General features: G+C 76.6%; 1 protein-coding gene and 5 pseudogenes. All 6 read left to right on the top strand.

Features of this window, described 5'->3' with window-relative positions; all coding sequences use genetic code 11:
* Positions 1–14: 14 nt before the first annotated feature.
* Positions 15–2099 (top strand): annotated as a pseudogene (locus AC156L_RS15325) (SDR family NAD(P)-dependent oxidoreductase); the annotation flags it as partial.
* Positions 2100–2447: 348 nt separating this feature from the next.
* A pseudogene (locus AC156L_RS15320) lies at positions 2448–10094 on the top strand (type I polyketide synthase); the annotation flags it as partial.
* Positions 10095–10097: 3 nt separating this feature from the next.
* Positions 10098–10988: pseudogene (locus AC156L_RS15315) on the top strand (polyketide synthase dehydratase domain-containing protein); the annotation flags it as partial.
* A 114-nt stretch (positions 10989–11102) separates the two neighbouring features.
* Positions 11103–19924 (top strand): annotated as a pseudogene (locus AC156L_RS15310) (SDR family NAD(P)-dependent oxidoreductase); the annotation flags it as partial.
* Positions 19925–19933: 9 nt separating this feature from the next.
* A pseudogene (locus AC156L_RS15305) lies at positions 19934–20899 on the top strand (polyketide synthase dehydratase domain-containing protein); the annotation flags it as partial.
* The coding region (locus tag AC156L_RS15300; RefSeq protein WP_484406950.1) for an SDR family NAD(P)-dependent oxidoreductase at positions 20882–25177 on the top strand (4296 nt) is incomplete at its 3' end. The pseudogene AC156L_RS15305 and the gene AC156L_RS15300, both read left to right, overlap by 18 nt.

Below are 25177 nucleotides of genomic sequence, written 5' to 3'. Positions count from 1 at the left end.
TGTTCGCGGAGCGGATGGCGGAGTGCGAGCGGGCGTTGGCGCCGTTCGTGGACTGGTCGCTGCGCGAGGCGTTGGCCGATGAAGCCCTGCTGGCGCGGGTGGACGTGGTGCAGCCGGTGCTGTGGGCCGTGATGGTGTCGCTCGCGCACCTGTGGCGCTCGGTCGGAGTCGAGCCCTCGGCCGTGGTGGGTCACTCGCAGGGTGAGATCGCCGCCGCGGTGGTGGCCGGTGCTCTGTCCCTTGAGGACGGTGCCCGTGTCGTCGCGCTGCGCAGCAGGGCGATCGGCACGCTCGCCGGTCGCGGTGGCATGGTGTCGGTGGCCGCGCCGCTGGCCAGGGTCGAGGCGCTGCTGGGCGACGGCGTGTCCGTCGCCGCGGTCAACGGCCCCGCCTCGATCGTGGTGTCCGGCGGTTCCGCCGCGCTGGACGAGTTCGTGGCCCGGTGCGGTGACCTGCGGGTGCGGCGGATCGCGGTGGACTACGCCTCGCACTCCGCCGTCGTGGAGGAGGTTCGCGACGAGCTGGCGGACCTCCTGCGGGACGTCGTCGCCCTGGTGCCCGACGTCCCGTGGTGCTCGACGGTGACCGGCGAGTGGGTGCGCCACGCCGCGGCGGACGCCGACTACTGGTACCGCAACCTGCGGCAGAGGGTGCTGCTCGCCGACGTCGTGCGCACCCTCGTGGAGGACGGGTTCGGCGTGTTCGTCGAACCCAGCGCCCACCCCGTGCTCACCCTCGCCGTGCACGACACCGCCGAGCAGGCAGGCGCCGACGTCGCCGTCGTCCCCACGCTGCGCCGGGACCAGGGCGGGCCGGACGCGTGGGCGCTCGCCCTCGGCCACGCGTGGACCGCCGGGGTGGCCGTCGACTGGGACGCCGTGCTGCCCGGGGGCGCCGTGCGCACCCCGGACCTGCCGACGTACCCGTTCCAGCGCAAGCGCTACTGGCTGCCGATGAAGGCCGCCGTCACCGCACCCGCGGACGTCCTCGACGACTGGGGCTACGCCGTCGACTGGACGGCCTTCGCCGTCCGCTCCGACGTCCGGCCCGACGGCCGCTGGGTCGTCGTCACGCCACCGGACCTCGACGCCGACGTGCTCGCCGCCGTCCTGGAAGCCGTGGGGCCCGAGGCGGTCACGACCACCGCCGTCGACCGCGAGGCGCTGGCGGGCGCCACCGGTGTGCTGTCCCTGCTGGCACTGGACGAACGCCCGCACCCCGACCACCCGTTCCTGCCCCTCGGCGTCGCGGGCACCCTCGACCTGGTCCAGGCGCTCGACGGCACCACCACCCCGCTGTGGTGCGCCACCCGCGGCGCCGTCACCACCCGCGCCGACGACCCGGTGACGGCTCCCGCGCAGCAGGTCACCTGGGGGCTCGGCCGGGTCGCCGCCCTCGAACACCCCGGCCGCTGGGGCGGTCTCGTCGACCTGCCCGCCGTCCTCGACTCCTCGACGGCACCGCTGCTGGCCCGCGCCCTGGCGGGCTCCGGCCCGGAGGACCAGGTCGCCGTCCGCGCGAACGGCCTGTTCGTGCGGCGGCTGACGCGCGCGGCGCTGCCCGCCGACACGGCGTGGCGGCCCACGGGCACCACCCTGATCACCGGTGGCACCGGCGGCATCGGCGTCCAGCTCGCCGAGTGGCTGGCCGGGCGCGGCGCCGAGCGCGTCGTGCTGGTGAGCCGGGGCGGTATCGCACCGGCCGACCTCGTGGAGCGCGCCGCCGCGCTGGGCACGGAGATCACCGCGGTGGCGTGCGACGTCGCCGACGCCGCCGCGCTGCACGCCGCCGTCGCGGGCCTGCGGGCCGACGGCCACACCATCGGCACCGTGCTGCACGCCGCCGCGTCCGGCGAGCTGGTGGCGCTGGCGGACACCGACGTGGCCGAGTTCGCCGACACCGCGCGGGCCAAGGTGGCGGGCGCGGTCAACCTCGACGCCGAGTTCGGCGCCGACGTCACCGACTTCGTGCTGTTCTCCTCGATCTCCGGGGTGTGGGGCAGCGCCGTGCACGGCGCCTACGCCGCCTCGAACGCCTTCCTCGACGGTCTCGCCGAGCACCGCAGGGGCCGCGGGCTGGCCGCGACCTCGATCGCCTGGGGCATCTGGGACCCCGCCGACGGTGGCGGCATGGCCGCCGACCTCGCCGAGGACCGGCTGCTGGCCCAGGGCATCCCGTTCATGGACCCGGCCACCGCCCTGGACGGCCTCGGCCGCATCCTCGCGGGCGAGGCCGCCCTCACCATCTGCGCCGCGGTCGACTGGACCCGGTTCGCGCCGGTGTTCACCTCCGCGCGCCCCAGCCCGCTGATCGCCGACCTGCCCGACGTGCGGCGCGTGCTGGGCGCCCAGGACGAGGAGCCCGACGACGGCAACGACGTCGCGGCCGGGCTGCGGGACCGGCTGCGCGGCCTGTCCGCCGCCGACCGGCTCGACGCGCTCGCGGGCCTGGTCCGCGACCAGGCGGCCGGGGTGCTCGGGTACGACTCGCCGGACGACATCGCCGACGGCCGCGCGTTCCGCGACCTGGGCTTCGACTCGCTCACCGCGGTGTCCATGCGGGACCGCCTGGCCACCGCGACCGGCCTGCCGCTGCCCGTGACCGTCGTGTTCGACCACTCCAGCGTCGACGCGCTCGCCAAGCACCTGGTCGAGAAGCTGTTCGGCGGGGGCGACGACACCGCGCTGCCCGCGGTCGTGGCCGACGACGCCGACGACCCGATCGTCATCGTGGGCATGGCCTGCCGCTTCCCCGGCGACGTCCGCACCCCCGAGGACCTCTGGCGGCTGATGGCCGACGGCCGCGACGCCTACACCGAGCTGCCGCTGGACCGGGGCTGGGACGTCGACCGCTACGACCCCGACCCGGACCGCCCCGGCCACAGCTACGTGCGCGGCGGGTACTTCCTGCACGACGCCGACCGCTTCGACCCCGGCTTCTTCGGCATCTCGCCGCGCGAGGCGCTGGCCATGGACCCGCAGCAGCGGCTGGCTCTGGAACTGGCCTGGGAGTCGTTCGAACGCGCGGGCGTCCCGACCGACGGCCTGCGCGGCGCACCGGTCGGCGTGTTCGTCGGCGCGGCCTACCAGGGCTACGGCGGCGACCCGGCGAAGGCCGACGCGACCGTCGAGACCCACATCGTCGCGGGCATCTCCACCAGCGTGCTGTCCGGCCGCGTGTCCTACACGTTCGGGCTGGAGGGCCCGGCGATCACCGTGGACACGGCCTGCTCGTCCGGTCTGGTCGCCCTGCACCTGGCCGCGCGGTCGCTGCGCGGCGGCGAGTGCACGCTGGCGCTGGCCGGTGGCGTGACCGTGATGGGCGCGCCCCTGGCGTTCGGCACCTACAGCAGGCAGCGCGCGCTGGCCGTGGACGGCCGGTCGAAGGCGTTCGCCGAAGGGGCGGACGGGTTCGGCATCGGCGAGGGCGCCGGTTTCGTGCTCCTGGAACGGATGTCGACCGCCCGCGCGGCCGGTCGCCGCGTGCTCGCCGTGCTGCGGTCCAGCGCGGTGAACCAGGACGGCGCCAGCAACGGGCTCACCGCGCCGAGCGGTCTCGCGCAGCAGCGCGTGATCCGGCAGGCGCTGGCCGGGGCCGGTCTCGCGGCCTCCGACGTGGACGTCGTGGAGGCGCACGGCACCGGCACCCGGCTCGGCGACCCGATCGAGGCGCAGGCCGTGCAGGCGGTCTACGGCCAGGGCCGCGAGCCCGGCCGCCCGCTGCTGCTCGGCTCGGTGAAGTCGAACATCGGCCACACCCAGGCCGCCTCCGGGCTGGCCGGTGTGATCAAGGTGGTGCTCGCGTTCGAGCACGGCGTGCTGCCGCGCACCCTGCACGTCGACACCCCGTCGCCGTTCGTGGACTGGGCGTCCGCGCCGGTCGAGCTGGCCACCGAGGACCACCGGTGGGACACCGACGGGCGGCCCCGCCGCGCGGGCGTGTCGGCGTTCGGGCTGAGCGGCACCAACGCGCACGTGATCCTGGAGCAGTCCGCCCCGGAAGCCCCGTCGGTGCCCGCGCAGGCGGGACCGGTGGCGTGGCTGCTGTCCGGGCGCACCCCGGAGGCGTTGCGGGACCAGGCGTCGCGGCTGCTGCCGGTGGCCGGGGACCCGGCGGACGTCGCGTGGTCGCTGGCGACGACGCGGACCGCGTTCGACCACCGCGCCGTCCTGGTCGGCGACGACCGCGAGACCCTCGTGGCCGGGCTGCGCGCCCTGGCGGCCGACGAGCCCGCGACGGGCCTGACCCGCGGGGTCGCGGCGAAGCGGGGCAGGACCGTGTTCGTGTTCCCCGGCCAGGGCGTCGAGTGGCTGGGCATGGGGCTGGAGCTGGCCGACCGCTACCCGGTGTTCGCCGACCGGCTGCGCGAGTGCGACGAGGCGTTCCGCGCCCACGTCGACTGGTCGGTGCTGGACGTGCTGCGCGGTGACGGGCCCGGCCTGGACCGGGTCGACGTCGTGCAGCCCGCGCTGTTCTCGATCATGGTGTCGCTGGCCGCGCTGTGGCAGTCGCTCGGCGTGCGGCCCGACGCGGTGGTGGGGCACTCGCAGGGCGAGGTCGCCGCGGCGCACGTCGCGGGCGCGCTGTCGCTGGCCGACGCCACGACCGTGGTGGCGCTGCGCAGCCGCGCCCTGCGGGCGACGAGCGGCACCGGCGGCATGATGTTCGTCCTCCGGCCGCGCGACGAGGTGCTGGAGCGGCTCGCGCCGTGGCCGAGCCTGTCGGTGGCCGCGGTGAACGGCGAGGCCGCCGTGACCGTCGCGGGCGACGTCGCCTCGCTGGACGAGTTCAGCGCCGCGCTGGCCGAGGACGGGGTGTGGCGGTGGGTCCTGCCCGGCGTCGACTTCGCCGCGCACTCGCCGCAGGTCGAGTCCCTGCACGACGAACTGCTGACCCTGCTGGCGGACATCCGGCCGCGGCGGGCCGGGGTGCCGTTCTACTCCGCGGTCACCGGCGAGCTGGTGGACACCGCCCGCCTGACCGCCGACTACTGGTACGACAACCTCCGCGAGCCGGTGGACTTCCTGGCCGCGGTGCGGTCGCTGCTCGCCGACGGGCACCGCACGTTCGTCGAGTGCGGAGCCCACCCGGCGCTGGTGACGAACGTCGAGGAGATCGCCGAACGCGCGGGCGAGCCCGTGGTCGCCGTCGGCTCCCTGCGCCGGGACGACGGGGGACCGGCCAGGCTGCTCACGTCGCTGGCCGCCCTGCACGTCCGCGGCGGCGCCGTGGACTGGCGCACCGCGCTGCCCGGCGGCCGGGTCGTGCCGCTGCCGACCTACGCCTTCCAGCGCGAGCGGTACTGGCTCGCGCCCGCCGCGGCGTCCGCCACCGGTCAGTCCGATGTGGAGCGACGCTTCTGGGACGCCGTCACCAGCGGTGACGGGCTGCCCGCCGAACTCGACTCGCTGCGCCCCGCCCTGCCCGCGCTGTCCGAGTGGTACCGGGGCGGTCGGGAGCGGTCGGCCGCCGACGCCTGGCGCTACCGCACCGCGTGGCAGCCGGTGACCGGCGGATCGGCCCGCCTGTCCGGCACGTGGCTGGTGCTCCTCCCCGAGGGCGAGGCGCACACCCCGCTGCTCGACGCCGTGCGGGACCGCGGCGCGTCCGCGGTCGCGGTGGAGGTCGGCGACGACGACCGCGCGACCGTGGCCGACCGCGTTCGCCTCGCGACCGCCGACGGACCTCCCGCCGGTGTGCTCTCGCTGTCCTCGCTCGCCGGTCTGGACGCCGAGGCCGGGCTGCTGCGCGCCGTCGCGGTGATCCAGGCCGTCGCCGACGCGGGCGTCACCGCGCCGCTGTGGTGGGCCACGCGGGGCGCCGTGCCCCTCGGCGGTCCCGGCGACCCGGCCCAGGCGATGCTCTGGGGCCTCGGCGTCGTGGCGGGCGTGGAGAACCCGAGCCGGTGGGCGGGTCTGATCGACCTGCCGTCCGATGTGGACGGACGGGTCGCCGACCGCGTGGCGGGCGTCCTCGCCGACGCGGGCGGTGAGGACCAGGTCGCCGTGCGCGCGTCCGGCGTGTTCGGCCGACGGCTGCACCGCGCCCCGGCCCCGTCCGGCGGCACGCCGTGGCGGACCGGTGGCACCGTGCTGATCACCGGCGGCACCGGCGCGCTCGGCGGCCACGTCGCCCGCTGGCTGGCCGGGCTCGGCGCCCGGCACCTGCTGCTGGCGAGCCGCGGCGGCCACGGGCCCGAGGACCTGGTGCGCGACCTGGAGGACCTCGGCGCACGGGTCACCGTCGTGGCCTGCGACGCCGCCGACCGCGACCGCCTGGCGGAGGTGCTCGCCGCCGTTCCGGCCGACGCCCCGCTGACCGCCGTGTTCCACCTGGCCGGTGTGCTGGACGACTCGGTCATCGGCGCGATCACCCCCGAGCGCGCCCTCGGCGTGCTGGGGCCGAAGGTCGCGGGCGCCCGCAACCTGCACGAGCTGACCCAGGGCCTCGACCTGTCCGCGTTCGTGCTGTTCTCCTCCCTCGCCGCCACCCTCGGCGGCGCGGGCCAGGCCGTCTACGCGGCGGCCAACGCCTACCTCGACGGACTGGCCGAGCAGCGGCGCGCGGCGGGCCTGCCCGCCACGTCCGCGGGCTGGGGCCTGTGGGCCGCCGACGGGCTGGCCGGTGGCGCGGTCGGCGAGCGGATCGCCCGCGACGGCCTGCCCGCCATGCCCCCGGAACGGGCGCTGGCCGCGCTGCGCCGCTCCCTCACGCTCGGCGACACCCGCGTGGTGATCGGCGACTTCGACTGGCAGCGCTACGCCCACGTCTACACCACGGCCCGCCCGACCCGGATGTTCGCCGACCTGCCCGAGGCGGTCGTGCCGGACGCCGTGAAGCCCGCGCTGACCGCCGTGGCCGCCGCCGAACGGGACCGGCTGCTGCTGGACCTGGTCCGCGGCACCGTCGCCGACGTGCTCGGCCACGCCGACGCGAGCGCCGTGGACGTGCACCGCGCCTTCCAGGACCTCGGCTTCGACTCCGTCACCGCCGTGGAACTGCGCAACCGGCTCGCCGAGCGCACCGGCGTGCCGCTGTCGGTGACGCTGGTGTTCGACCACCCGTCGGTGGAGGCGCTCGTCGCGCACCTGCGGGCCGGGCTGGCCGGGGACGACGAACCGGCCGCCGCACCGGTGGCGCGGGAGGCCTCGACCGACGACCCGATCGCGATCGTGGCGATGAGCTGCCGCTTCCCCGGCGGCGTCAGCACCCCGGAGCAGTTCTGGGAACTGCTCGACAGCGGCACCGACGCCATCTCCGACTTCCCGACCAACCGCGGCTGGGACCTCACGGGCCTGTTCGGCGACCGCGCGGGCCAGACGTCCGCGCGCCAGGGCGGGTTCCTGCACGACGCCGCCGACTTCGACCCGGCGTTCTTCGGCATCTCGCCGCGCGAGGCGCTGACCATCGACCCCCAGCAGCGGCTGCTGCTGGAGGCCGCGTGGGAGGCGCTGGAACGCGCGGGCATCGACCCGGCGTCGCTGCGCGGCAGCGACACGGGCGTCTACATCGGCTCCAGCCACCACGAGTACGGTTCCCGGCTGACCGAGCCCGCCGAGGAGTACGAGGGCTACCTCGGCATCGGCAGCGCGGGCAGCGTCGCCTCCGGCCGCATCTCCTACGTGCTCGGCCTGGAGGGGCCCGCCGTCACGGTCGACACCGCGTGCTCGTCGTCGCTGGTCGCGCTGCACATGGCCGTCCGCTCGCTGCGGGCGGGCGAGTCGTCGCTCGCCCTGGTCGGCGGCGCGACGATCATGGCGACGCCCACCACGTTCGTCGAGTTCAGCAGGCAGGCCGGGCTCGCCACGGACAGCCGGTGCAAGCCGTTCTCCGCGAGCGCCGACGGCACCGCGTGGGGCGAGGGCATCGGCTTGATGCTGGTGGAGCGCCTGTCCGACGCCCGCCGCAACGGCCACCCCGTCCTCGCCGTCGTCAAGGGCACGGCGGTCAACCAGGACGGCGCGTCCAACGGACTGACCGCTCCCAACGGGCCGTCGCAGCAGCGGGTCATCCGGGCCGCGCTCGCCGACGCCGGGATCGCCACGGCTGACGTCGACGTGGTCGAGGCCCACGGCACCGGCACGTCGCTGGGCGACCCCATCGAGGCCCAGGCCCTGCTGGCCACCTACGGCCGCGACCGCGAGACCCCCGTGCTGCTCGGCTCGGTGAAGTCCAACATCGGCCACACGCAGGCCGCCGCGGGCATGGCCGGGATCTTCAAGGTCGTGCTGGCGCTGCGCCACGGCGTGGTGCCCGCGACGCTGCACTTCGACGCCCCCAGCCCGCACGTGGACTGGACCGCCGGGTCGGTGCGGGTGGTCGCCGAGCGGACGCCGTGGCCCGCCGTGGACCGGCCCCGCCGGGCCGGGGTGTCCGGCTTCGGCGTCAGCGGCACCAACGCGCACACCATCATCGAGCAGGCCCCCGACGCGCCCGCCGTCCCCGACAGCGCCGGGAGCACCGGCACGGTCGCGTGGCCGCTGTCCGCGCACAGCCCCGAGGCGCTGCGCGCCCAGGCCGCCCGGCTGCGGGACGTGCTGGCGGAGCGGGACTTCAGCCCGGCCGACGTCGGGTTCTCGTTGGCCACCACCCGTGCCGCGCTGGAGCACCGCGCGGTGGTGGTCGGCGACGACCGCGCCGAACTGGTCGGGGGGTTGACCGCGCTCGCCGAGCAGGGCGAGGCCTGGGACGGGGTTCAGGCGGTGGCGGTCCGCACGGGCCGCACCGCGTTCCTGTTCCCCGGCCAGGGCAGCCAGCGGCCGGGCATGGGCGCGGGCCTCCACGCCGCGTTCCCGGTCTACGCCGACGCGTTCGACGCCGTCTGCGCGGCGTTCGAGCCGCTGCTGGACCGGCCGCTGCGCGACGTCGTGTTCGACGACGACCCGACCCCGCTCGACCGCACCGAGTACACCCAGCCCGCGCTGTTCGCGGTCGAGGTCGCGCTCTTCCGGCTGCTGGAGCACCGCGGCGTCCGCCCGGACTTCCTGCTCGGCCACTCGATCGGCGAACTGGCCGCCGCGCACGTGGCGGGCGTGTTCTCGCTGACCGACGCGGCCGTGCTGGTCGCCGCGCGCGGACGGCTGATGCAGTCCGCCCGCGCCGACGGGCTCATGGTGTCGCTGCGGGCGACCGAGGCCGAGGTGGCCGAGGTGCTGGCGGAGCACGGGACCGCGGTCGACATCGCCGCGGTCAACGGCCCCACCGCCACCGTCGTGTCCGGGGACGAGACCGCGGTCCTGGCCGTCGCCGAGCACTTCAGCGCTCTCGGCCGCCGGGTGAAGCGGCTGCGCACCAGCCACGCCTTCCACTCGGCGCACCTCGACCCGGTGCTCGACGCGTTCCGCGAGGTCGCCGAGGGCCTGACCCTGCACGCGCCGGCGCTGCCGGTCGTGTCCAACGTGACCGGGAGCCCGGCGCGGGACATCGCGACGCCCGGCTACTGGGTGGAGCACGCCCGGCGGGCCGTCCGGTTCGCCGACGGCGTCGCGGCGCTGGTCCGCGAGGGCGTCACGACGTTCCTCGAACTCGGGCCGGACGCCCAGCTCACCGCCCTGGTGTCGGAGTCGCTGCCCGTCGACGACACCGACCGCGCCGCCATCACCGTGCTGGACCGGCGGCAGCCGGAGGAGCGGTCCGCCGTGACCGCGCTGGCCCGCGTCCACGCCAGGGGGGTGCCGGTCGACTGGACCGCGCTGCCCGGCCGCCGCGTCGACCTGCCCACCTACGCCTTCCAGCGCCGCCGCTTCTGGCTCGACACACCGCCCGGAGCGGGGGGCGCGGTCGCGGCCGGGCTCGACGCGGTCGGCCACCCGCTGCTCGGCGCGGGAGCCGAACTGCCCGAGACCGGCGGTCACCTGTTCTCCGCCCGGATCGGCACGGCCACCCAGCCGTGGCTGGCCGACCACGGCGTGTTCGGCACGGCCGTGTTCCCGGCGACGGCGTTCCTGGAACTGGCCGTCCGCGCGGGCGACGAGACCGGTTGCCCCCGCGTGGCGGAACTGACCCTGGAAGCGCCCCTGACCCTGCCCCCCTCCGGTGGGGCCGACCTGCGCCTGACCGTCGCCGCACCCGACGCGGGCGGGCACCGCGCGCTCACCGTGCACGGCCGCACCGCCCCCGGCGGGCCGTGGACGCGGCACGCCAGCGCCGTGCTCTCGGGTCCGCTGCCGGTGGCGGCCGTCGACCTGGCCGAGTGGCCGCCGTCCGGCGCGGAGCCGATGGACGTGACCGACCTGTACGACCGGCTCGACGCGGGCGGGTTCGCCTACGGGCCCGCGTTCCGCGGGCTGAGGGCGGTGTGGCGGCGCGGGGACGAGGTGTTCGCCGAGGCCGTGCTGCCCGCCGAGCGGCTGCCGGAGGCCGCGGCGTTCGCCCTGCACCCGGCGCTGCTGGACAGCGCGCTGCACTCGCTCGCGTTCAGCGTCCTCGCCGGACGCGACGGCGGGTGGCTGCCGTTCGCGCTCAGCGGCGTCCAGGTGCACGCCTCCGGCGCGGGCTCGGTGCGGCTGCGGCTCGTCCCGAACGGCCGGGACTCGGTGGCGGTGCACGTGGCCGACGCCGCGGGCCTGCCCGTCGCCACGATCGACTCGCTGGTGCTGCGCCCCGTGTCGGCCGACCGGGTGCGGCCCGCCGCGGTGCTCGACCCGCTCTACCGGATGGTGTGGCAGGAGGTGTCGGCCGCCGCCCCGGACCTGCCCGCCGCCGAGGTGGTGGACCTGCCGAGGATCGCGGACCCCGACGACCTGCCCGCCGCCGTGCACGCCGCGACGACCAGGACGTTGGCGCTGCTGCGCGACTGGCTGGCGGACCGGGCGGACACCCGGCTGGTGCTCGTCACCCACGGCGCCATGCCGGCCGAGGTGGACGACGACGTGCCGGACCTCGTGCACGCGGCGGTGTGGGGCCTGGTGCGCACCGCGCAGACCGAGCACCCCGGTCGGTTCACGCTCGTCGACACCGACGACGACCCGGCCTCCGACGCGGCGCTGGCCGACGCGGTGGCCTGCGGTGAACCGCAGGTGGTGCTGCGCGGCGGTGCTGTGCGCGCCGGACGCTGGGTGCGCTCCGAGGACACCACCGCCGAGGCCGGCTGGGACACCACCGGCACCGTGCTCATCACCGGCGGCACGGGCGGCATCGGCGCCGAGGTGGCCCGCCACCTGGTGACCGCGCACGGCGTCCGGCACCTGGTGCTGGTGAGCCGCGGCGGCCCCGACGCCGAGGGCGCGGCCGACCTGGCCCTGCTCGACGCGGACGTCCGGATCGTCGCCTGCGACATCACCGACCGGACGGCGCTGGCCGCGCTCGTGGACGGCCTGCCTGCGGACCGGCCGCTGGCCGGGGTCGTGCACTGCGCGGGTGTGGTCGCCGACGGCCTGCTGGAGACCCTCACCGACGAGCAGGTGGCGACCGCGCTGCGACCGAAGGTCGACGCCGCCGTCCACCTGCACGAGCTGACCGCCTCCCGCAACCCCGCCCGGTTCGTGCTGTTCTCGTCGATCGCCGCGGCGTTCGGCGGGGCGGCGCAGGGCAACTACGCGGCGGGCAACGCGTTCCTGGACGCGCTGGCCCACCGTCGCCGGGCCCTCGGACTGCCCGCGCTGTCGATCGAGTGGGGCCTGTGGGCCACCAAGCGCGGCATGAGCGGTCAGCTCACCGACGGCGACCTGCGCCGCATCGCCCGCGGCGGCATCGTCCCGTTCACCGTGGCGGAAGGGCTGGCGCTGTTCGACCGGGCCGTCGCCGCGGACCTGCCGGTCGTGGCGCCGCTGCGCCTGGACACCGCCGCGCTGGTGGGGCAGGACGTGCCCGCGTTCCTGCGCGGGATCGTCCCGGCCGTGCGCCGGACCGCCACCGCGGTGGGCGAGGACACCACCGGCCTGGCCGACCGGTTGAGGCCGCTCACGCCCGAACGGCGTCGCCGCGCGGTGCTGGACCTGGTGCGCGTCCAGGTCGGCACCGTGCTGGGCGCGCCGGGCACGTCGGTCCCGGCGGGCAAGGGCCTGCTGGACCTCGGGTTCGACTCGCTGACCGCCGTCGAACTGCGCAACCGGCTCGCGTCCGCGACCGGTCTGCGACTGCCCGCGACCCTGCTGTTCGACCACCCGACGGCGGGGGCCATCGCCGATCACCTGGTGGCCGAACTGGTGCCGGTGGAAGCCGTGGAAGAGCTGGTCAGCGTGCTGGACGTCACCAGCGACGACGAGCTGTTCGACCTGATCGACAACGAACTCGGCACCTCGTGACGGGTGCCCGCGAAGTGCCGACCGTGAGGACTCCCGTGAACGAGAACAAGCTCCGCGACTACCTCAAGCGCGTGACGGCGGACCTCCAGCGCACGAAGGCCCGCCTGCGCGAGGTCGAGGAGGGCGGCGGCGAGCCGATCGCGATCGTGGCGATGGGCTGCCGCTACCCCGGCGGGGTGACCAGCCCCGAGGAGCTGTGGGACCTGGTCGCGGGCGGGGTCGACGCGATCACCCCGTTCCCGGCCGAGCGCGGCTGGGACATCGAGGGCACCGGCGGCTTCGTGGACGACGTCGCCGGGTTCGACGCGGACCTGTTCGGCATCTCCCCGCACGAGGCCCTCGCGATGGACCCGCAGCAGCGGCTGCTGCTGGAGACCGCGTGGGAGGTGTTCGAGCGGGCCGGGATCGACCCGACCTCGCTCAAGACCAGCAAGACCGGCGTGTTCGCCGGTGTGCAGTACCAGGACTACGCGTCCCGCCCGCTGGCCGTGTCCGACGAGGTGCGGCCGTACCTGGGGCAGGGCAGCTCGGACAACATCGTGTCCGGCCGCGTCGCCTACGCGTTCGGCCTGGAGGGGCCCGCGGTCTCCATCGACACCGCGTGCTCGTCGTCGCTGGTCGGCATCCACCTCGCGGGCCAGTCGCTGCGGTCGGGCGAGTGCGACCTCGCGCTGGCGGGCGGCGTCATGGTGATGTCCACCGACGCCGCGTTCGCCGAGATGGCCGTCCAGGGTGGACTGGCCGCCGACGGCCGCTGCAAGTCGTTCTCCTCCGGCGCGGACGGCACCGGCTGGGGCGAGGGCGTCGGCCTGCTCCTGCTGGAGCGGCTGTCCGACGCGCGCCGCAACGGCCACCCGGTGCTCGCGGTCATCCGCGGGTCCGCGGTCAACCAGGACGGCGCCAGCAGCAGGCTCACCGCGCCCAACGGTCCGGCGCAGCAGCGGCTCATCCGCACCGCGCTGGCGGGCGCGGGCCTCGCACCGTCCGAGGTGGACGTCGTCGAGGCGCACGGCACCGGTACCCCGCTCGGCGACCCGATCGAGGCCCAGGCGCTCATCGCCGCCTACGGCAGGGACCGGGAACGTCCGCTGCTGCTCGGATCGCTCAAGTCCAACATCGCGCACACCCAGGCCGCGGCAGGCGTCGGCGGCGTGATCAAGATGGTGCTCGCCATGCGGGCCGGGATCGTTCCCCCCACCCTGCACGTCGACGAGCCGACGCCCGCGGTGGACTGGTCCGACGGCACCGTGCGGCTGGTGACCTCGGCGGAGGAGTGGCCGGACACCGGCCGCCCGCGCCGCTCGGCCGTGTCCTCGTTCGGCGTGAGCGGCACGAACAGCCACGTCGTCCTCGAACAGGCCCCCGACGTCGAAGCGGAACCCGCCGGTGACGTGGACGCCTCCCCGGTCGCGTGGGTGCTGTCCGGCCGCACGGAGGCCGCGCTGCTCGGCCAGGCCGGGCGGCTCGCGGAGTTCCTGGCCGCTCGGCCCGACGTGCGGCCCGCCGACGTCGCGCTCTCGCTGGCCACCACCCGCGCCGCGCTGGAGCACCGCGCCGTCGTGGTCGGCTCCGACCCGGCCGGGCTGCTGGCAGGCCTGACCGACCTGGCCGCCGACGCGCCCTCGTCCGACGCCGTGCGCGGCGTGACCGCGGGCGACCCGCCGGACGTCCTGTTCGCGTTCCCCGGCCAGGGCACGCAGTGGGCGGGCATGGCGGTCGACCTGCTGGACACCTCCCCGGTCTTCCGCGACCGGCTGCTGGAGTGCGCCGACGCGCTCGCGCCGCACGTGGACTGGTCGCTGCCGGAGGTGCTGCGCGGCGACGGGCCCGGCCTGGAGCGGGTGGACGTCGTGCAGCCCGTGCTGTTCGCCGTCATGGTGTCGCTGGCCGCGCTGTGGGAGTCCTGCGGGATCACCCCGGCCGCCGTGGTCGGGCACTCGCAGGGCGAGATCGCCGCCGCCGTGGTGGCGGGCGCGCTGTCCCTCCAGGACGGTGCGCGCGTGGTCGCCCTGCGCAGCAGGGCCCTGCGCGCGCTGAGCGGCGCGGGCGGCATGATGTCCGTCGCGCTGCCCGCCGCCGAGGCCCGTGAGCTGCTCACCGGCGACCTCTCCCTGGCCGCGGTCAACGGGCCGTCGTCGGTGGTCGTGTCCGGTGACCCGGCCGAACTCGTGGCGCTGCGCGACGAGCTGCACGGCAGGGACGTGCGGGCCACCGTGCTCCCCGTCGACTACGCCTCGCACTCGGCGCACGTCGAGCGGATCGAGCAGGACCTGCTCTCCGCGCTGGACGGCGTCTCCCCGGTGTCGTCCGACATCGCGTTCTACTCGTCGGTGACCGGCGGACTGCTCGACACGGCGGGGCTCGACGCCGCCTACTGGTACCGCAACCTGCGCCGCACCGTGGAGTTCGAGCAGGCCACCCGCGCCGCGCTGGCCGACGGCCACGGCGTCGTGCTGGAGGTCGGCCCGCACCCGGTGCTCACCAACGCCGTGCAGGAGACCGCCGACACCGCCGGGTCGACCGCGGTGGCCCTCGGTTCGCTGCGCCGCGACGACGGCGGGCCCACCCGCGTGCTCACCACGCTGGGCGAGCTGCACGCGGCGGGCGTGGCCGTGGACTGGGCCGCGGTGCTCGCCCCGCACGCGCCCCGCGTGGTCCCGCTGCCGACGTACGCCTTCCAGCGCAAGCACTACTGGCTGGAGACCGTGGCCGCGACCGGCGACCTGCGCGCCGCCGGACTGGGCACGCCCGACCACCCGCTGCTCGGTGCCGTGGTGTCCGTGGCCGACGGCGACGGCGTGCTGTTCACCGGGCGGCTGTCCCGCCGCACGCACCCGTGGCTGACCGAGCACGCCGTGGGCGACGCGGTCCTGCTGCCGGGTGCCGCGCTGCTGGAGCTCGCCATCCGCGCGGGCGACCAGGTGGGCTGCGGCCGGGTCGAGGAACTGACCCTGGAAGCGCCGCTGCTGCTGCCCGACGACGGCGCGGTCACCATCCAGGTGGCCGTGGGCACGCCCGACGACCAGGGCCGCCGCCCGCTGACCGTGTTCGGCCGCACCGAGGACGACGACTGGACCCGCCACGCGGGCGGCGTCCTCGCCCCGACCCCGGCTCCCGCGCCCGCCACCGGGACGGCGTGGCCGCCCGCCGGGGCCGAGCCGGTCGACGTGTCCACGCTCTACGCCGACTTCGCGGGCGTCGGCTTCCACTACGGGCCCGCCTTCCAGGGCCTGCGCGCGGCGTGGCGGCTCGGGGACGAGGTGTTCGCCGAGGTCGAGCTGCCCGAGGACCACCGCGGCACGGCCACCGCCTACGGCCTGCACCCGCTGCTGCTCGACGCCTCGCTGCACGCCTCCGGCGCCGGGACGACCCCGGCGGGCTGGCTGCCGTTCTCCTGGTCCGGCGTCACCCTGCACGCCTCGGGCGCGGCGGCCCTGCGGATGCGGCTGACCCCGTCCGGGCCGTACGGCTTCGCCCTCGACGCCCGTGACGGCGCGGGCGCGCCCGTGCTGACCGTCGACTCGCTGCTGCTGCGCCCGACCCCCGCCGGTGGTCTGAAGACCGGCCGCGACCCGCTGCGCGACGCCCTGTTCCGGCTCGACTGGTCGCGGCTGCCCGGCACCGCCCCGGCGGCGGGCTGGGCCGAACTGCCCGACGTGGCACCGCTGGTGGTCGCCCGGATCGCGGGCTCGGACCGCACCGACGTCGTCGCCGCCACCCACGAGGCCGTGCGGTCCGCCCTGGACCTCGTCCAGGGGTGGCTGGCCGACGAGCGGTTCCGCGACTCCCGGCTCGTGCTCGTCACGAACCGCGCCGTCGCCGCGCACGACGGCGAGGACGTGCTCGACCTGCCCGCCGCCGCCGCTCGCGGTCTCGTCCGCTCCGCCCAGTCCGAGCACCCCGACCGGTTCGGGCTGCTCGACCTCGACGACGACACCGACCTGGCGCTGGGGCTCGGCGCGCTCGGCGCGGACGAGGACCAGGTCGCCGTGCGCGGGGGAGAGGTCCTCGTGCCGCGCCTGGCCCGGACCTCCTCGGGCGCGCGGGCGGCGTGGGACCCGGACGGCACGGTCCTCATCACCGGCGGCACGGGTGTCCTCGGCGGGATCGTCGCCCGCCACCTGGTCGTCGAGCACGGCGTCCGCCACCTCGTGCTGACCGGCCGCACCGGCGGCGCGGCCGAGCTGGTGGACGAACTGGCCGGGCACGGCGCCACGGCGACGGTCCTCGCCTGCGACGCCGCCGACCGGGACGCCCTCGCCGCGCTGGTCGCCGAGCACCCGCCGTCGGCCGTGGTGCACGCGGCGGGCGTGCTGGACGACGGCGTGGTCACCTCGCTCACCGCCGACCGGCTCGGGCCGGTCCTGCGGCCGAAGGTCGACGCGCTGGTGAACCTGGACGAGCTGACCCGCGACCTCGACCTGTCGGCGTTCGTGCTGTTCTCCTCCGGCGCCGGGGTGCTCGGCGGCGCGGGCCAGGGCGCGTACGCCGCCGCCAACGCCTTCGTCGACGCCTTCGCGCAGCACCGCCACGCCCGCGGTCTGCCCGCGGTGTCCGTGGCGTGGGGGCTGTGGGAGACCCGCACCGGCCTCACCGGCCACCTCGACGACGCCGACCTGCGGCGCATCGCCGCGTCCGGCCTCCCGGCGCTGCCCACCGACCTGGGGCTCGCCCTGTTCGACGCCGTCGTGGCCGCCGGGCAGGCGTTCGTGGCCGCGATGCCGGTGGACGTGGCCGCCCTGCGCGACCAGCCGGTCGCCCCCGTGCTGCGCGCGCTGGTCCGCACGCCGGTCCGCCGCCCCCTCGCCGCCCTGGCGGCCGACGGCGCGTCCGGTCTGGTGCGCGAGCTGTCCGCGCTGCCCCTCGACGGGCGGGTCCGGCGGCTCACCGAGACCCTGCGCGGGCACGTCGCCGCCGTCCTCGGCCACGGTTCCGCCGACGACGTCGACGCTCGCCGCGCCTTCCGCGACCTCGGCTTCGACTCGCTGGCCGCCGTGGCGCTGCGCAACCGGCTGGCCGCGGCCACCGGTCTGCGGCTGCCCGCGACGCTCGTGTTCGACCACCCGTCCCCGGCCGAACTCGCCGCCCACCTGCTGGAGCGGCTGTTCGAGGGCTCGGCGGACACCCCGGTCGTCGTGCCCACCGCCGTCGTGACCGCGGTGGACGACGACCCGATCGTCGTGGTCGCGATGAGCTGCCGCCTGCCCGGCGGGGTCGACACCCCCGAGCGGTTCTGGGACCTGGTGTCCGGTGGGTCCGACGCCGTGTCGGAGTTCCCGCGCGACCGCGGCTGGGACGTCGACGGGCTCTACCACCCCGACCCCGACCACCCCGGCACCACCTACACCCGCGAGGGCGGGTTCCTGGTCGACCCGGCCGACTTCGACCCCGCGTTCTTCGGCATCTCCCCGCGCGAGGCGATGGCGACCGACCCGCAGCACCGGCTGCTGCTGGAGGTCACCTGGGAGGCGTTCGAGCGCGGCGGCATCGACCCGGACTCGTTGCGCGGCACCGACACCGGCGTCTTCGCGGGCGTGATGTCGAACGACTACACCCTCCGCCTGGACCGCATCCCCGAGGAGGCCGTGGACTTCGTCGGCCTCGGCAACTCGCCCAGCGTGCTGTCCGGCCGCGTCTCCTACACGTTCGGCTTCCAGGGCCCGGCCATCACCGTGGACACTGCGTGCTCGTCGTCGCTGGTCGCGATCCACCTCGCCGCGCAGTCCCTGCGCGGCGGCGAGTGCTCGCTGGCCGTGGCGGGCGGTGTCACGGTGATGTCCACGCCGCTGCTGTTCGTGGACTCCAGCCGCACGCGCGGCCTGGCCCCCAACGGCCGGAGCAAGGCGTTCGCGGCGGCGGCCGACGGCGTCGGCATGGCCGAGGGCGCGGGCGTCGTGCTGCTGGAACGCCTGTCCGACGCGGTCCGCCACGGGCACCCGGTGCTCGCGGTGCTGCGCGGCAGCGCGGTCAACCAGGACGGCGCCTCCAACGGCCTCGCCGCGCCCAACGGCGCCGCGCAGCGCCGGGTCATCCAGCAGGCGCTGGCCGCGTCCGGCCTGTCGGCGTCCGACGTGGACGCGGTGGAGGCGCACGGCACCGGCACCCGGCTCGGCGACCCGATCGAGGCGGGCGCGCTGCTCGCGACCTACGGCCGCGGTCGCACGGGCGATCCGCTGTGGCTGGGCTCGGTCAAGTCGAACATCGGCCACGCCCAGGCCGCCGCGGGCGTGGCGGGCGTGATCAAGATGGTGCTCGCCCTGCGGCACGCGACGCTGCCCCGCACCCTGCACGTCGACGCTCCGACGCCTGAGGTGGACTGGGCGTCCGGGGCCGTGGAACTGCTGACCGAGGCGCGCGACTGGACGCCGAACGGGCGGCCCCGCCGGGCGGGCGTGTCGTCGTTCGGCGTGAGCGGCACCAACGCCCACGTGATCATCGAGGAGTTCCCCCAGCCGGTCAGGGCCCAGGCCGCCACCCCCGGCCCGCTGGTCTTCCCGCTGTCCGCCCGCGGCGCCGACGCGCTGCGCGCCCAGGCGGACGGCCTGCGAGCCCACGTGGAGCGGCACCCGGACCTGGCCCCGGCGGACGTCGCCTTCACGCTCGCGACCGGCCGGGCGCTGTTCGACCACCGCGCCGTGGTGGTCGGCTCGGACCGGGACGACCTGCTGCGCGGGCTCGCCGCGGTCGCCGACGGCGATCCCGCCGTCGTGGCGGGCCGGGCGGGACGCGGTGGCGCCCGGCCGGTGTTCGTGTTCCCCGGCCAGGGTTCCGAGTGGGTGGGCATGGGCCGTGACCTGGCCGCCGCCCACCCGGTGTTCGCGGCCAGGCTGCGCGAGTGCGACGAGGCGTTCCGCCCGCACACCGGCTGGTCGGTGCTCGACGTCCTGCACGAGGCCGACGGCGCGCCGACGCTCGACCACACCACGATCGTGCAGCCGGTGCTGTTCTCGGTGATGGTGTCGCTGGCCGCGCTGTGGCGCTCCCTCGGCGTCGAACCGGCGGCCGTGGTCGGGCACTCGCAGGGCGAGGTCGCCGCGGCCGTGGTCGCGGGCGCGCTGCCGCTCGCCGACGCCGCCCGGATGCTGGTGCTGCGCAGCACGCTGCTCGCCGCCGAACTGGTCGGCAAGGGCGTCATCGCCGTCGTCGCGCTGCCCGCCGAGCGCGTGCGCGCGGACCTGGAAGCGTGGGGCGACCGGGTCGTGGTGTCCGGCATCAACGGCCCGACCGCCACGTCCGTCTCCGGTGAGGTCGAGGCCGTCACCGAACTCGTCGCGGGCTGGAAGGCCGCGGGGGAGCGGGCGAGGGTCGTCCCGGCCAGCGGGGCCACCCACAGCCCGCAGGTCGAGCCGGTGCGCGGCCCGCTGCTCGACGCGCTGTCCTCGCTGCGCCCGGTCGACGGCGACGTGCCGTTCTACTCCACGGTCACCGCCGAGCCGGTGCCCGGCACCGCCCTGGACGCCGAGTACTGGTTCGGCAACGCCCGCCTGCCCGTCGACTTCGTCGGCGCGGTGCGCAGGCTGCTCGCCGACGGGCACGACCTGTTCGTCGAGTGCAGCCCGCACCCCGCCCTGGTGTCCGCGCTCGTCGAGATCGCCGAGGACGCTGGTGGCGACGCGGTCGCCGTCGGCTCGCTGCGCCGCGACGACGGCGGCGCGGACCGGTTCCTGACGTCCCTGGCGGAGCTGCACGTGCGCCGCGGCCCGGTCGACTGGACGCGCGTCCTCGCGGGCGGCAGGCACGTGGAGCTGCCCACCTACCCGTTCCAGCGCAAGCGCTACTGGCTGGAGTCGGCCCGGACGTCGGGCGACGTCCGCTCCGTCGGTCAGGCCACCGCCGACCACCCGCTGCTCGGCGCGGCGCTCGTGCTGGCCGAGCAGGAGGGCCTGCTGCTCACCGGACGGCTGTCCACCGGCACCCACGAGTGGCTCGCCGACCACGCCCTGGCGGGAACGGTGCTGCTGCCCGGCACCGCGTTCCTGGAACTGGCCGTCCGCGCGGGTGACCAGGTCGGCTGCGGCCGGGTCGACGAGCTCGTGCTGGAGGCGCCGCTGCTGCTGCCCGAGCGCGGCGGTGTGGCCGTGCAGGTCGTGGCCGGTGCCGTCGACGGCACGGGTGCGCGCGCGGTGCACGTCCACGCCCGGCCCGACGACGCGGCCGACGACCTGCCGTGGACCCGGTACGCCTCCGGCGTCCTCGTCCCCGACGAGCCCGTCCCGGCGGCCCCGTTCACCGCGTGGCCGCCACCGGGGGCCACCCCGGTGGACGTGGCCGCCCACTACGCCCGCGCCGAGGGCACCGACCACGCCTACGGGCCCGCCTTCCGCGGGCTGAGGGCGGCGTGGCGGTCCGGCGGCGAGGTGTTCGCCGAGGTCGCCCTGCCCGAGGGCCTGGTCGGCGAGGCGGACGAGTTCGGCCTGCACCCGGCGCTGCTCGACGCGGCCGTGCAGGCGACCGCGTTCGGCGACTTCTTCGACGGCGACGACCGCTTCCGGCTGCCCTTCTCGTGGTCCGGCGTGTCGCTGCACGCCGTGGGCGCGACGGTGCTGCGGGTGCGCATCAGCGCCGCCGGGTCCGAGGCCGTCGCCCTGCACGCCGTCGACGAGTCCGGCGCGCCCGTCGTGTCGATCGACGCCCTGGTGGCCCGGCCCTTCTCGGCCGACCAGCTCGCCACGGGCGACGCCGTCCTGCGCGACTCGCTGTTCCGGGTCGAGTGGTCCCCGGCGTCCTCCGGCGACACCCGCTCGGTCGCCGTCGTGGGTGACGGCCTCGCCGTGGCGGGAGCGCCCCGGTACGCCGCCCTCGCCGAGGTCGCGGACGTGCCCGACGTGGTGCTGCTGGCCCCGGCGGGCGGCGACGTCCGCGAGCGGCTCGGGCGGGTGCTCGGCGTGCTGCGCGGGTGGCTGGCCGACGACCGGTTCTCCGCGGCCCGCCTGGTCGTGGTGACCCGCCGGGCCGTGGCCACCGGCGACCACGACGACGTGGACGTGGAGCAGGCCCCGCTGTGGGGTCTGGTGCGGTCGGCGCAGTCGGAGCACCCCGGCCGGTTCGGCCTGCTGGACGTCGACGCCGCCGAGGTGCCCGCCGCCGTGGCGGGCTCGGCGGAACCGCAGCTCGCGCTGCGCGGCGGCGCCGCGGTGGTGCCCCGCCTGGTGCGCGCGGCGACCGGCGGCCGACTCGTGCCGCCGGGGCAGCGGCAGAACTGGCGGGTCGAGCACACCGGTCGCGGCACCCTGGAGAGCCTGGCCGTCACGGCGCGGCCGGACGTCCCGCCCGCCGAGGGCGAGGTGCTGATCTCGGTGCGCGCGGCGGGCGTGAACTTCCGCGACGCCCTCAACGCGCTGGGCATGATGCCCGCCGAGGCGGCGGGTCCGCTGGGCGTCGAGGGCTCGGGCGTGGTCGTGGAGACCGGACCGGGCGTCACCGACCTGGGGCCCGGTGACCGGGTCTTCGGCATCTTCCACGCCTACGGCACCACCGCGGTGGTCGACCGGCGCCTGGTCGCGCCGATGCCCGAGGCGTGGTCGTTCGAGCAGGCCGCCGCGGTGCCCGCGGTGTTCCTCACCGCCTACTACGGCCTGGTGGACGTCGCCGGGCTGAGCGCGGGCGAGTCCGTGCTCGTCCACGCCGCGGCGGGTGGCGTCGGCATGGCCGCGGTGCAGCTCGCCCGGCACCTCGGGGCCGAGGTCTACGGCACGGCGAGCCCGGCGAAGTGGACCGCCACCGGCCTGGACGAGACGCGCCTCGCGTCGTCGCGGACCCTGGAGTTCGAACAGCGCTTCCACGACGCCACCGACGGGCGCGGCGTGGACGTCGTGCTCAACGCCCTGGCGGGCGACTTCGTGGACGCGTCGCTGCGGCTGCTGCCGCGCGGCGGCCGGTTCGTCGAGCTGGGCATGACCGACGTCCGCGACGCCGCTCGGGTCGCCGAGACCCACCCCGGCGTCCGCTACCGCGGGTTCGGCCTCAGCGAGGCCGGTCCCCAGCGGACGCAGGAGATGCTGCTGGAGCTGCTCGCCCTGTTCGGGTCGGGCGCGCTGCGCCCGCTGCCGCTGCGGGCCTGGGACATCACCCGGCTGCCCGACGCGCTGCGGCACATCGGGCAGGCCAAGCACGTCGGCAAGGTGGCCGTGCGGCTGCCGCGGCCGTGGGACCCCGAGGGCACGGTGCTCGTCACCGGCGCCACCGGGGCGCTCGCCGGGCAGGTCGCCCGGCACCTGGTCGCCGAGCGCGGCGTGCGGCACCTGCTGCTGCTCTCGCGCACCGCGTCCGCCGCGACCGGCCTGCGGGACGACCTGGTCGCGCTGGGCGCGGACGTCGTGCTCGCGGACTGCGACGTCGCCGACCGCGACGCGCTGGCCTCCGTGCTGGCCGGGGTCGAGCGCCCGCTGACCGCCGTCGTGCACACCGCGGCCGTCCTCGACGACGGCCTGCTCACCGACCTCACCCCGGAGCGGCTGGACGTCGCCCTGCGGGCGAAGGCCGACGGCGCCCGGCACCTGCACGACCTCACCGCGCACCTGGACCTGGCCGCGTTCGTGCTGTTCTCCTCCGGGGCGTCGGTGTTCGGCAGCCCCGGCCAGGCCAACTACGCGGCGGCCAACGCGTTCCTCGACGGCCTCGCGCAGCACCGCCGCGCCCGCGGCCTGCCCGCGCGCTCGATCGCCTGGGGCCTGTGGCGCGACAGCGGCGCGGCGTCCGGTCTGGACCGGATGCACCGCTCCGGCGTCGGAGCGCTGTCCACGGCCGACGCCCTCGCCCTGCTGGACGCGGGCGACGTGCTCGACGAGGCGCTGGTCGTCGCCGTCGCGCTCGACACCTCCGGCCGAGCGGAGGCCGACGTGCCCGCGCTGCTGCGCGGCCTGGTCGCCGCGAAGCGCCGCCGCAGCACCGGTGCCGCCGCGGCGGAGGGGTCCACGTTCGCGCGCACGCTCGCCGCGCTGACCACGCCCGAGGCCGACCGGCTGCTCACCGACCTGGTCCGGACGAACGTGGCCGTCGTGCTCGGCCACCCCTCGGCCGACTCGGTGCCCGCCGACACGGCGTTCCGGGACCTCGGCGTCGACTCGCTGACCGCCGTCGAACTGCGCAACCGCCTCGCCGCCGCCACCGGTCTGCGCCTGCCCGCCACGCTCGTGTTCGACCACCCGTCGGCGATCCGGCTGGCCGCGCACCTGCGCACCACCGCGCTGGGCACGGCCGAGCGCGCGCCGACCGCCGTCGCCCCCGTCGTGACGGGCGACGACCCGGTGGTCATCGTCGGCATGGGCTGCCGCTACCCCGGCGGCGTGAGCACCCCCGCCGAGCTGTGGGACCTCCTGAGCACCGGGGGAGACGCCGTCGGTCCGCCGCCCGCCGACCGGGGCTGGGACCTCGCCGCGCTCTACGCGGGCTCCGACCTGGTGGCCGACCACCAGGTCGCCGAGGGCGCCTTCCTGGCCGACGCGGCGGGTTTCGACGCCGACTTCTTCGGCATCTCGCCGCGCGAGGCGCTGACGATGGACCCGCAGCAGCGGCTGTTGCTGGAGACCTCGTGGGAGGCGCTGGAGCGCGCGGGCATCGACCCGGCGGGCCTGCGCGGCTCGTCGACCGGTGTGTTCATCGGCCTGAGCAGCCACGACTACCTGATGCTGGTGGCCAGGTCCGACGAGGCCGCCGCCGGGTTCGTCGCCACGGGCAACTCCGGCAGCGTCGCGTCCGGCCGCATCTCCTACGCCCTCGGGTTCGAGGGCCCCGCGGTCACGGTGGACACGGCGTGCTCGTCGTCGCTGGTGGCCATCCACCTCGCGGCGCAGGCGCTGCGCGCCGGTGAGTGCACGCTCGCCCTCGCGGGCGGCTCGACGGTCATGGCCGCCCCCGACGGGCTGCTGGAGTTCGGCCAGAAGGGCGGCCTCGCCGCCGACGGCCGGAGCAAGGCGTTCAGCGACCGGGCGGACGGCTTCGGCGTCGCCGAGGGCGTCGGCGTCGTGCTGCTGCAACGGCTGTCGGACGCCCGGCGCATGGGCCACCAGGTCCTCGCGGTGGTGCGCGGCAGCGCGGTCAACCAGGACGGTGCGTCCAACGGGCTGACCGCTCCGAACGGCCCGTCGCAGGAACGCGTGATCCGCCAGGCGCTGGCCGCCTCCGGGCTGTCGGCGTCCGACGTGGACGCGGTGGAGGCGCACGGCACCGGCACCCGGCTCGGCGACCCGATCGAGGCCGGTGCGCTGCTCGCGACCTACGGCCGGGACCGCGCGGGCGACCCGCTGTGGCTGGGCTCGGTCAAGTCGAACATCGGGCACACCCAGGCCGCCGCGGGTGTCGCGGGCGTGCTGAAGATGGTGCTCGCCCTGCGGCACGGGGAACTGCCGCGCACGCTGCACGTGGACGAGCCCTCGTCCGAGGTGGACTGGTCGGCGGGGGCGGTGTCGCTGCTGGCCGAGCCGGTGGCCTGGCCCCGCACGGACCGGCCCCGCCGCGCGGGCGTGTCGTCGTTCGGGATCAGCGGCACCAACGCGCACGTGATCATCGAGGAGCCCCCGGCGGCCGACGAGCCCGCCCCCGCGGCCGGTGTGCTGCCGTGGGTGCTGTCCGCGCGCGACGCCGACGGCCTGCGGGAGCAGGCGCGGAACCTGGCCGACTGGTCCGGTGCCGCGAGCACCGCCGACGTCGGCCTGTCGCTGGCCGCCGGGCGGACGGCGTTCGCGCACCGCGCGGTCGTCGTCGGCCGCGAGCGGGACGAGCTGGTGGCCGGGATCGAGTCGATCGCCAGCGGCGGTCTCGGGTCGGGCGTCGTGAGCGGCACGGCGAGGACCGACGGCCGGGTGGTGTTCGTGTTCCCCGGTCAGGGGTCGCAGTGGGTCGGCATGGGTGTGGAGCTGCTGGAGTCGTCGGCGGTGTTCGCGGAGCGGATGGCGGAGTGCGAGCGGGCGTTGGCGCCGTTCGTGGACTGGTCG

The sequence above is a fragment of the Umezawaea sp. genome (assembly GCF_057122925.1).
This window is presented reverse-complemented; position numbering and strand designations above follow the sequence as displayed.